Raw genomic sequence first — 9980 nt, 5'->3', positions numbered from 1 at the left:
GTCGAGGTCAGGCCGCCGAGCTGGGTCTCGTCCAGCGCCGCCAGGTTCGTCGCGCCCAGGCCGTTCAGCTGCGTCGAGGACAGTTGGCCGAGCTGCGTCGACGTGAATTCGCCGACATCGGCGGTGGTCAGGCCGCCCAGCTGGGTGGCGGTCAGCGCCTTCAACTGCGCAGTGCTCAGCCCGTGTACCTGATCGCTGCTCAGGGCGGAGAATTTGGTGCTGTTCAGCCCGGCCAGTGCGGTCGTGCTGAGCGCGTTAATCTGAGTGTTGTCGAAGGCGGTCAGCAGGTCCGTGCTCAAGGCGCCGGCTTGCGCCCCATTGAACACTGACAGCTGCGTGGCGCTGAAGACGATCGAACTCTGGAAGTAGGGGATCTGCGTCGCGGTCAGCCCTTTGACCTGCGTCGCGCTGATCGCGCCGACCTGCGTGGTGGTCAGGACCCCGATGTCTGTGGTGTTGATCGCACCGAGCTGCGTCGCATTGAGCGACGAGATGTCGGTTGTGGTGAGGCCCTGGATGGCGGTGACCGACAGATTGCTGATCTGTGCGGCAGAGAGCGACGAGATCGACATGACACCATCCTGGTCGGAACTGCCGACATTCTGTCGGTCAGGTCGTGAGAGACGAAAGCAGGCCCCAAAAGCGCTATTGGCGCACACGGCTTAGACCAGAATCACCTTTCCAAATGGTTACGGTTGTTAATCTCTGTGGCGAACGGCGTTAGGCGCTCGCCGCAATTGGGCGGGCGCGGCTCGTCGATACAGAAGGTGTGAGATACGCGAGACCGTGGCTCGCGCCCCGAGACTCAGGCGTCGCAGGTGCGCGCGGCGTGGGCGACGTGGAACGAGCCCGAATGCGAAAGGACGATCCAGTCGCCGCAATGGGCCACGACCGGACCTTCCGGAGTTCGCACCTGGACGGCGCCGCCCTCGGACATGATGTGGGCGTCCTCTCCGAGCCACATCCACAACGTCCGCCAGTTCTTGGCGTCGTGCGGCGGCGGGACGCGCAGGGCGGCTCCGTGGTCGAAGTGCGGATGGGAACGACTGGCTCGCATGGCTTCCGATCGTTGGCGGCGGAACCCCAGATTCGGCCTTGCTTCGGTGACCAGAAGCTTAACTTGCTGACGATCTTCGGCCCCGCGCGAACGATTCCTGCGGCCGGCGGCCGGCGCGGGTCCGGCAATCCCGAAAATCAGGCGCGCCAAGGCCAACACGGCGGCCCTGAGGCCCGATGCGACGCCAAGTCGCGGCCGCGCGGGTCAAAGCCGCGCTTTCCCGAGTGCATCGGAAGGCTGTCACGGAAATTTCACGACCTTCAGACCCCCCACTTATGGCCCAGCTTGGGAACCCGACGTCGCACCCCCCTTTTCGCTATTGAAATAAAGGACATAGTTGTTGGGCGGCACGGGGAACAACTTTGAGTCCGCGGTCTCTAGGAGGAGCAGTGCTGTGAGCGAGCTATCGACGAAGGCGCCGGATCCTATGGACATCGCCCTCGGCGCGGCGGTGCGGATCAGGAGGCGCAGCCTCGGCATCTCTCAGGAAGCCCTCGCCGAACAGTGCGGCGTCAGCTTCCAGCAGATTCAGAAGTATGAGAACGGCGCCAACCGCATCTCCTTCTCGCGGCTGGTGCAGATCGCCCGCGCCCTTCAGTGCCGGGTCGTCGACCTGATGGACGTGCTCGACGGGCCGGACGGCGGCACGCCAGGCGACCTTGACCTTCTCAACCGCATGCGAACCCCGGGCGCGCTGGAGCTGCTGTCGGCGTTCGAGCGCCTCACGCCCGAAACGCGCAGCAGCCTGCTGGGCCTGATTCGCACCCTGGCCGCCGAGGCTCGGACCGCTCCGATGAAGCTCTCGGCCTGACGTCAGGTCCGAGGCGAAACCTCATTGGTCGGCCAGCACCTGGTCGATGACCTGGCGGGCGTCGACGCCCGACCAGTCCGCCCCGCCTGACAGGCGTCCGCGCTCAAGGCCGTCCGCGCCATAGATGATGGTGGTCGGCATGCCGGCCGCCGGGGGCTTCAAGGCGAAGGGCAGCTTCATTTCAGGATCGCCATAGAAGGCCAGCGGCGCCTGCTTGGCGATGAAGGTCTTGGCCTTGTCGGCGTCCGCCGGCGTATCGACGCTGACCGCGACCACCGCCACCGGCTTGCCGGCGTAGGCGGCCGCCAGCTTGGCGAGCGTCGGCATCTCGGCGATGCAGGGCGCGCACCAGGTGGCCCAGAGATTCAGCACCAGGACCTTGCCCTTGAAGTCCGCGGCGCGCACCGGCTTGCCTGCGGCGTCATAGAAGACGTGCGTCGGCGCGACCGTGGTTTCGGCGGGCGCGACCAGCTTCTTCATCTCCCCGCGCGCGACCGCCGTGAGGCTGGTCTCCTGGTGAGGTTTGATGGAAGCCTGGACGATGATGTAGAGAACCGCCGCGACGCCGATCAGTGCGGCGCCCCAGAGGGCCCACTTCAGGAACCCGCCTCTGAGTTTCGCCCCGGATTGATCGCTCATATGACAGACTCTTCCTCTGACGCTCAAAAGACCGCCCCGGCAGCAGGCCAGACCGCCGGGCAGGCGATGTGGGGCGGCCGATTCTCCGACAAACCGGCCGAACTGATGCAGGCGATCAACGTTTCGATCGGCTTCGACCGCAGGCTGGCGCTGCAGGACCTGGCCGGGTCCCGGGCGCACGCGGCGATGTTGCGCAAGGCGGGCGTCATTTCAAGCGAGGACGAAGCCGCCATCCAGCAGGGCCTGGCCGCGATCGGCGACGAGATGGCCGCCGGGACCTTTCCCTTCCGGGAGGAATACGAAGACATCCACATGAACGTGGAGGCCCGCCTGCGCGAGCTGGTCGGGCCTGTGGCCGGGCGGCTGCACACGGCGCGGTCGCGCAACGACCAGGTGGCGCTCGACTTCCGCATGTGGGTGCGCGAGGCTTGCGACCGGACGGCTGGTCTCATCCAGGCGCTCCAGAAGGCGCTGCTGGCCCAGGCCGAAGCGCACGCCGAGGTGCTGATGCCGGGCTTCACCCACCTGCAGCCCGCCCAGCCGGTGACTTTCGGCCACCACCTGATGGCCTATGTCGAGATGTTCGGCCGCGACGCGGGCCGCTTCACCGACGCGCGGGCGCGGATGAACGAGAGTCCGCTGGGCGCCGCGGCCCTGGCCGGCTCTCCCTTCCCCATCGATCGCCATATGACGGCGGAGGCGCTGGGCTTCGCCCGGCCGACGGCCAATTCGCTGGACAGCGTCTCGGATCGCGACTTCGCCCTGGAGGCCCTGGCCGCCGGCTCGATCTGCGCCCTCCACCTTTCGCGGCTGGCCGAGGAGATCGTCATCTGGATGACCCCGCAGTTCGGCTTCATCCGACTGTCGGACGCCTTCACCACCGGCTCCTCGATCATGCCGCAGAAGAAGAACCCCGACGCCGCCGAGCTGATCCGGGCCAAGGCGGGCAAGGCGTTGGGGTCGTTCCAGCAGTTGTCGGTCGTGATGAAGGGCCTGCCGCTGGCCTATTCGAAGGACATGCAGGAGGACAAGGTCCCGACCTTCGAGGCCTTCGACGCCCTGGAGCTGTCGCTGCGGGCCATGGCCGGCATGGTCGCGGACTTGGCGCCCAACACCGAGCGGATGGCGGCGGCCGCCGGCGCGGGCTTCTCCACCGCCACCGACCTCGCCGACTGGCTGGTGCGCGAGCTGAACCTGCCGTTCCGCGACGCCCACCATGTGACCGGCGCGGCCGTGAAGCGGGCCGAGACGCTCGGCTGCGACCTGCCCGGCCTGCCGATCGCGGAGCTGCAGGCCTTGGAGTCGCGCATCGACGATCGCATCTACGAAGTGCTGACGCCGGAAGCCTCCGTCGCCAGCCGTAAGAGCTATGGCGGGACCTCGCCGGACCAGGTCCGGGCGCAGATCACGCGTTGGAAGGAGATCCTGCAATGAGCCGCCTCACCCCCCTGCGCGCGCTGACGCTCGCCGGCCTCGCGGTCGTGGCTGTCGCCCTCGCGGGCTGCGGCAAGACCGGCGAACTGCAGCGGCCGGCGCCCCTCTTCGGACGCACGCCCGCCCCGGACGCTGAGGCCTCGCGCGAGACGCGGGATCCTTCGCGGCCGGTCACGACCGTGGATCCGCGTGACGAGTGGCTGAACACCGCGCCCTCGCGCACCGCGCCGATCCAGGGCCAGAGCCCGAATCCGGCCGCCTCCGCCCCGCAAGGCGTCCTCCCCGACCCCTACGCCAACCCGCAATGAACCATTTCGAGCTGCAGGGGGGCGAGCTCTTCTGCGAAGACGTGCCGCTGGCGAAGATCGCCGAGGCTGTGGGCACCCCGGTCTACGTCTATTCCTCCGCCACCTTGGAGCGGCACTACACCGTGCTGCGCGACGCCCTGGTGAACGCCGGCCTGCGCGATCCGCTGATCGCCTTCGCCGTCAAGGCGAACTCCAACGTCGCCGTGCTGAAGACGCTCGCCCAGCTCGGCGCCGGGGCCGACGTGGTCTCGGAAGGCGAGATCCGCCGTGCGCTCGCCGCCGGCGTGCCGCCCGAGCGCATCGTCTTCTCCGGCGTCGGCAAGACCGAGGCGGAGATCGAATTCGCCCTGCAGATCGGCGTCGCCGAAATCAACCTCGAGTCCGAGCCAGAGCTTCGCCTGGTCGACCAGGTCGGCCAGCGGCTCGGCAAGCGGGCGATCGTGGCGATCCGGGTCAATCCCGACGTCGAGGCCGGCGGCCACGCCAAGATCGCCACCGGCAAGGCGGAGAACAAGTTCGGAGTCTCCTTCGCCGAGGCCGAGCGGCTCTACGCCAACGCCTCGAACATGGCCGGCGTGAAGCCGGTGGGCGTCGCCTGTCACATCGGCAGCCAGATCACCGACCTGGCCCCGATGGAGGCCGCCTTCGCCAAGATGCGCGGCCTGGTCGAGCGGCTGCGCGGCGAGGGGATGCACGTCGAGCGCCTCGACCTCGGCGGCGGCCTGGGCGTGCCCTATTTTAACCAGCCTGAGCCGCCCGGCCCGGACGCCTACGCCGCCATGATCGGCCGCGTGACCCAGGGCCTGGACGTCCAGCTCGCCTTCGAACCCGGCCGGGTGATCGCCGCCAACGCCGGCGTGCTGGTGGCGCGCGTGCAGCACATCCACCAGCGGCCCGAGGGCCGCCGCTTCCTGGTGCTCGACGCGGCGATGAACGACCTGATGCGGCCGGCGATGTACGACGCCTACCACGACATTCGCCCGCTGCGTCCGCGCACCGGCGCAGGGGTCGTCTACGACGTCGTCGGCCCGGTCTGCGAGACCGGCGACACCTTCACCCGCGACCGGACCCTGGCCCCGATCGAGCCCGGCGACTTGATCGCCTTCATGAGCGCCGGGGCCTACGGCGCAGCCATGGCCAGCGAATACAATAGCCGCCCGCTGGTCCCCGAGGTGCTGGTGAAGGGCGATCAATGGGCCGTCGTGCGGCCCCGGCCGACCTACGAGGAGATGCTGGAGCGCGAACGCCCGGCGCCGTGGCTGGAGGGGTAGCCCTCTCCACTCCAATTTCTGTCATCCCGGTCTCGCGCAGCGAAGACCGGGATGACACGCGTCAGTCCAGGGCGCCGATGTAGGGCAGGCCGCGGTAGGCGCCGGCGGAGTCCATGCCATAGCCCACCAGGTAGCGGGCCGGCGCCTCCCAGCCGACGAAGTCGGGCTGTCTGGCCCGCTCGTGGGGCCAGGGCTTGCGGGCGAAGACCGCCGTCAGCACCTCGGCCGCGCCGGCGTCATTGACCAGCCGATAGGCTTCCGAGAGCGACAGGCCGGTGTCGAAGACGTCGTCGACCACCAGCGCCTTGCGACCGACCAGCGGCCGCTGCAGGTCGGCGCGGACCTCGCAGCGCCCGGTGGAGACGCGTTCGTCCTTGTAGGAGGCCAGCCACAGGGCGTCGAAGCGCACATGGCGGCCGGCCCGGGCCAGGGCGCGCATCAGGTCGCTGCAGAACCACAGTCCGCCGGTCAGCAGGCAGACCGCGACCGTCTCGTCGTCGATCCGGGGGGCGATGGCGCGGGCGAGCGCCTCGACCCGCTCGGCCACCTCGGCCTCGTTCAGCAGGATGGTTCCGATCGGTTCAGCCATGTTCGGTCGCCGCAGCAGGTGAGAGCGCAGGCGCGTCCGCCGGCGCGGGAACCGCTTCGACAGGCGGAGGCGCGGTTGGCGTTTCGGCGACCGGCGGCTCCGCGGCGGCGATCGTGCGCACCGGCTTGCCATGGCCGCCGGCGTCGAAACGGACTTCGAGATCGCGGGCGGTGGCCGGCGGATCCAGCATGTTGACCGCGAAGCGTCGCAGAGCGCCGGCGGGAATGGTGGCGTCGTCGGGCCGGGCGATCTTGGCCGCCACCGGCTGGCCGGCGCGGTTGAGCAGGGTCAGACGCACGGGCGGCGCGTCCACCGGCACGTCGCGGACGTTGCGGATCGCACCGGTCACCGCGAGGATGGGGTGGCCGCCGAGGAAGTCGGGCTTCACCTGCACCTGCTCGAGCACCAGGCCGCCGCCAGCGACCTCAAGGCCGAGGCCGGCATAGGCCGCCGAACTCTTTGGCCAGATCCGCACGACCTGCTCGCGGAAAACGACGACGCCGGCGATCAGGGCGGCGGCGAGGACGGCGGCGCCGGCCCAGACCAGGGCGCTCGAGCGGCCGTCGGCGCGGGCTGGAGGGACGCGGCGCGCCGGCCGGCGAACGGGCGGCGGTTCGACCTCCTCCGGGACCGCCTCGACCTCGACCTCCGGCGCGACCGCCGCAGGCTCGACGTACACAGGTTCGGGCGTCGGCTCGAAGCTGTCGGCTTCGAGGATCGGACCCTCAGGTCCGGCCAACCAGCGGTGACCGCAGCTGCTGCACTTCACCCGACGTCCGTCGACGGGGATGCGCGAGTCGTCCACGAAATAGCTGGTGGCGCACTCTGGACAGGACAGTATCATGACGGCCGAATCGGACGCTCCAGCAACCTCCTCCGAGGTCGCCGATTTCGGCCCTCATGTCCAGAAACCCTATCGCGACTTTTGCGAACGATTCCGACGAGGTGGTTCGTTTCGACGACGTCTCGATGCGCTACGGGCGAGGTCCCGATGTGCTGCGGGATCTTTCGTTCAGCCTGGCTCAAGGGTCATTCCACTTCCTGACCGGCCCCTCCGGCGCGGGAAAGAGCTCGCTGTTGAAGCTGATCTACCTCGCCGCCAAACCCTCGAAGGGACTGATCCACCTGTTCGGCCATGATGTCGCACATGCGGCCCCCCAGGCGCGACCTGAGCTGCGCCGGCGCATCGGCGTGGTCTTCCAGGATCTGCTGCTGCTCGACCACATGAGCGCCTTCGACAACGCCGCCCTGCCGCTGCGGATCAGCGGCGCCAGGGCGGCCGACTATCGCGCCGACGTCGCCGAGCTCCTGAGCTGGGTCGGCCTGGGCGCGCGCATGCACGCCCTGCCGCCGACGCTGGCCGGCGGCGAGAAGCAGCGCCTGGCCATCGCCCGGGCCGTGGTCAATCGGCCGCAGGTGCTGCTGGCCGACGAGCCGACCAGCAACGTCGACCACGACATGGCGCTACGGATCTACCGCCTGTTCGTCGAGCTGAACCGGCTGGGGACGACCATCCTGATCGCCACCCATGATCAAGACCTCGTCGCCCGTTCGGGGCGGCCGTCGATGCACCTTGAGGGCGGCCGGCTCAGCCTGATGCCGCCGCAGGGTCCGGCGCTCTCATGAGCGAGATGTTCGACCCGGCCCGCTGGCGGCCGGCGCCCTTCCTTCCGGAACATGAGACCCGCGACGGCGCGCTGGTCTTCGTCGTCGCCGTGCTCTGCTTCCTGGCCTGCGTCACGGCGCTGGGCGTGATCGCCGCCGACCGTGCCGCCAGCGGCTGGACCCGCCAGCTTTCCGCAGAGGCGACGGTGATCGTCCGCCCGCGGCCGGGCGAGACGCCCGACAGCGCCGCCGCCAAGGCGGCCGAGGCCCTGGCCGGCGTGACCGGGGTGACGGAGGCCCGGGCCCTGGAGCCGCAGAAGGCCTACGACCTGGTCCGCCCCTGGCTGGGCGACGTGGCCGACGTCGAGGACCTGCCGGTGCCCCGCCTGGTCGCCGTCAGCCTGGACGATCGCACGCCGGCGACCGCAGGGGCGCTGGAGACCGCGCTGAAGAGCCAGGGGATCGACGCCATCGTCGACGACCATAGTCTCTGGTTGAAGGACGTGCGCCGCGCCGCCGGCGTCGCCCGGGGCATGGGAACCGTCGTCTTCCTGCTGATCGCCGGAGCCGCCGCCGCGGTGGTCGCCTTCGCCACGCGCGCCGGCCTCGCCGCCCAGCGCGACGTGGTCGAGGTGCTGCACCTCACCGGCGCCGAGGACAGCTTCATCGCCCGCCTGTTCCAGCTGCGGTTTGCGCGGGTGGCCGCGGTGGCCGGCCTGATCGGAGCTGGCGGTGCGATACTGTCGGGCGGTATTCTTCGCCTGCTGGGCGGCAGCCAGGGGCTGACGCCGGCCTTGCCGATCGCCTGGGCGGACCTGCTGGCGGTGCTGCCCTGCCCGCTGCTGGCCGCCGCCGTGGCGGCGATCGCCGCGCGGCTCACGGCCGGCGCCCTGATCCGGGAGATGCAATGAAGTCCATCGCCGCCTTCCTGGTGCTCGCGCTGATCTGGGTCGCAGGCCTGCTGGCCTTCGCCGCGCGGGTGCAGCAGTCGACGCCGGCGCCCTATCCCGACCCGGCCGACGGCGTGGTCGCCCTGACCGGGGCCAATTCGAACGAGCGCATCGCCGCAGCGTTGAACCTGCTGCAGGATGGCATGGGCCGGCGCCTGCTGATCAGCGGCGTCAACCGCGACGCGACCCGCGAGGACATCCGCAATGTCTCCAAGCCCGCGCGCCGGCTCTACGACTGCTGCGTGGACCTGGGCTTCACCGCCGCCGACACGGTCGGCAACGCCCGCGAGACCGCCGACTGGGCGCGCACCATGCGCTTCAAGAGCCTGATCATCGTCACCACCGACTACCACATGCCCCGCGCCATGCTGGAGCTGCGCGCCGTGATGCGCGAGCCCGAGTTCCACCTGCAGACCTACGCCGTCCCCACGCCCTCGCTGAAATCCGGCCGCTGGTGGCGCTCGCCGCGAAGCACGCGGTTGATGGTGGTGGAATATTGCAAGTATCTGGCGATCCTCGGCCGCGAAGCGGTCCTGGGGCTGGGGCCGCGCGAGCCCGCGCCGGGCTCGGAGCCCGCCGCGGCGGCGCAATAGAAGGGCTGACTGTGAACGCCATCCGATCCGTGCTGTTCGCGGCGCTCTTCTATCTCTGGTCCGCGAGCGTCGCGATCCTCGCCACGCCGCTGCTGCTGGGGCCGCTCTCCGGCATCCTGGCGATGTTCCGGTTCTACAGCACCGGCATCATCGTCCTGCTGCGGATCTGCGGGGTCCGGGTGGTGGTGCGGGGCCGCGAGCACATCCCGACGGGCGCGGCCCTGGTCGCGCCAAAGCACCAGTGCATGTTCGACGTCTTCGCCCAGTTCAGCGTGCTGCCGGCGTCCGCCTTCGTGATGAAGCAGGAGCTGAAGTGGATCCCCTGGTTCGGCTGGTACGCCCAGCGGGTCGGGAACATCGCCGTGGATCGCGGCGGCCATTCGGCGGCGCTCAAGAAGCTGGTGCGCGAGGCCAAGGCCTTGTTCGCCCACGGCCGCCAGGTAGTGATCTTTCCCGAAGGCACCCGCACCACGCCCGGCCAGGCTGGCGACTACAAGCCCGGCATCGCCGCCCTCTATCGCGAGATCGACGTGCCGGTGCATCCGATGGCGACCAACTCCGGCGTCCACTGGCCGGCCAAGGGCTTCCGGATCAAGCCCGGGGTCATCGTCTTCGAATATCTGGAGCCGATCCCGCCCGGCCTGAAGCGGGCGGAATTCATGCGCATCCTCACCGAACGGATCGAGACGGCGTCGACCAGGCTGCTGGCGGAGTAGGCCGCTC

Annotated in this window: 12 protein-coding genes and 1 pseudogene; 8 read left to right on the top strand and 5 right to left on the bottom strand. The window is 69.6% G+C overall.

All coding sequences use genetic code 11. The features are described from left to right. Window positions 1-572 (bottom strand): annotated as a pseudogene (locus tag ACSQ2B_RS23535) (ice nucleation protein); the annotation flags it as partial. Window positions 573-805: 233 nt separating this feature from the next. Next, complete coding sequence (locus tag ACSQ2B_RS23530) at window positions 806-1057, bottom strand: hypothetical protein (RefSeq protein ID WP_436053726.1); 252 nt, start codon at window positions 1055-1057, stop codon at window positions 806-808. Between the two features lie 394 nt (window positions 1058-1451). On the opposite strand from ACSQ2B_RS23530, the gene ACSQ2B_RS23525 reads away from it, so the two are divergent. After that, window positions 1452-1868, top strand: a complete 417-nt coding sequence (locus ACSQ2B_RS23525; RefSeq protein ID WP_436053725.1) for a helix-turn-helix domain-containing protein — start codon at window positions 1452-1454, stop codon at window positions 1866-1868. A 21-nt stretch (window positions 1869-1889) separates the two neighbouring features. Here ACSQ2B_RS23525 and ACSQ2B_RS23520 read toward each other — a convergent pair whose 3' ends face one another. Then, complete coding sequence (locus ACSQ2B_RS23520; RefSeq protein ID WP_436053723.1) at window positions 1890-2507, bottom strand: TlpA family protein disulfide reductase; 618 nt, start codon at window positions 2505-2507, stop codon at window positions 1890-1892. Between ACSQ2B_RS23520 and argH the strand changes: the two genes are divergently transcribed. The 3 genes from argH to lysA are packed head-to-tail and all read left to right on the top strand — an operon-like array spanning window position 2508 to window position 5520. Then, window positions 2508-3941 carry an argininosuccinate lyase gene (gene argH, locus ACSQ2B_RS23515; RefSeq protein WP_436053721.1) on the top strand — a complete coding sequence of 478 codons (1434 nt, stop codon included), beginning with the start codon at window positions 2508-2510 and terminating at the stop codon, window positions 3939-3941. Further along, complete coding sequence (locus tag ACSQ2B_RS23510; protein WP_436053719.1) at window positions 3938-4249, top strand: hypothetical protein; 312 nt, start codon at window positions 3938-3940, stop codon at window positions 4247-4249. The genes argH and ACSQ2B_RS23510 overlap by 4 nt, the downstream gene beginning before the upstream one ends. Further along, the gene (lysA, locus tag ACSQ2B_RS23505) at window positions 4246-5520 is read left to right on the top strand and encodes a diaminopimelate decarboxylase (RefSeq protein WP_436053717.1); all 1275 of its coding nucleotides are present in this window, start codon (window positions 4246-4248) and stop codon (window positions 5518-5520) included. Before ACSQ2B_RS23510 ends, lysA begins: the two co-directional genes overlap by 4 nt. A 61-nt stretch (window positions 5521-5581) precedes the next feature. On the opposite strand, the gene ACSQ2B_RS23500 is transcribed toward lysA, so the two are convergent. Both ACSQ2B_RS23500 and ACSQ2B_RS23495 read right to left on the bottom strand, forming a co-directional pair. Next, the gene (locus ACSQ2B_RS23500) at window positions 5582-6109 is read right to left on the bottom strand and encodes a phosphoribosyltransferase (RefSeq protein WP_436053716.1); all 528 of its coding nucleotides are present in this window, start codon (window positions 6107-6109) and stop codon (window positions 5582-5584) included. After that, window positions 6102-6953 carry a DUF3426 domain-containing protein gene (locus ACSQ2B_RS23495; protein WP_436053714.1) on the bottom strand — a complete coding sequence of 284 codons (852 nt, stop codon included), beginning with the start codon at window positions 6951-6953 and terminating at the stop codon, window positions 6102-6104. The genes ACSQ2B_RS23500 and ACSQ2B_RS23495 overlap by 8 nt, the downstream gene beginning before the upstream one ends. Window positions 6954-7078: 125 nt before the next feature. Here ACSQ2B_RS23495 and ACSQ2B_RS23490 point away from each other — a divergent pair, with 125 nt between their 5' ends. The 4 genes from ACSQ2B_RS23490 to ACSQ2B_RS23475 are packed head-to-tail and all read left to right on the top strand — an operon-like array spanning window position 7079 to window position 9973. Next, window positions 7079-7735, top strand: coding sequence for a cell division ATP-binding protein FtsE (locus ACSQ2B_RS23490; protein WP_436053765.1), 657 nt, complete (start codon window positions 7079-7081; stop codon window positions 7733-7735). Continuing rightward, window positions 7732-8625 carry a cell division protein FtsX gene (locus tag ACSQ2B_RS23485; RefSeq protein ID WP_436053712.1) on the top strand — a complete coding sequence of 298 codons (894 nt, stop codon included), beginning with the start codon at window positions 7732-7734 and terminating at the stop codon, window positions 8623-8625. The genes ACSQ2B_RS23490 and ACSQ2B_RS23485 overlap by 4 nt, the downstream gene beginning before the upstream one ends. After that, entirely contained in the window at window positions 8622-9257 is a 636-nt protein-coding gene (locus ACSQ2B_RS23480; RefSeq protein WP_436053710.1) for a YdcF family protein, read from the top strand. The genes ACSQ2B_RS23485 and ACSQ2B_RS23480 overlap by 4 nt, the downstream gene beginning before the upstream one ends. Before the next feature lie 11 nt (window positions 9258-9268). Further along, complete coding sequence (locus ACSQ2B_RS23475) at window positions 9269-9973, top strand: lysophospholipid acyltransferase family protein (RefSeq protein ID WP_436053708.1); 705 nt, start codon at window positions 9269-9271, stop codon at window positions 9971-9973. The last annotated feature ends 7 nt before the right edge of the window (window positions 9974-9980 follow it).

Origin of the sequence: Phenylobacterium sp. LjRoot225, assembly GCF_964252855.1 — a bacterium.
Lineage (GTDB): Bacteria > Pseudomonadota > Alphaproteobacteria > Caulobacterales > Caulobacteraceae > Phenylobacterium.
Note: the sequence above shows the minus strand (reverse complement) of the source record. Positions and strands in the feature narration are given on the sequence as shown.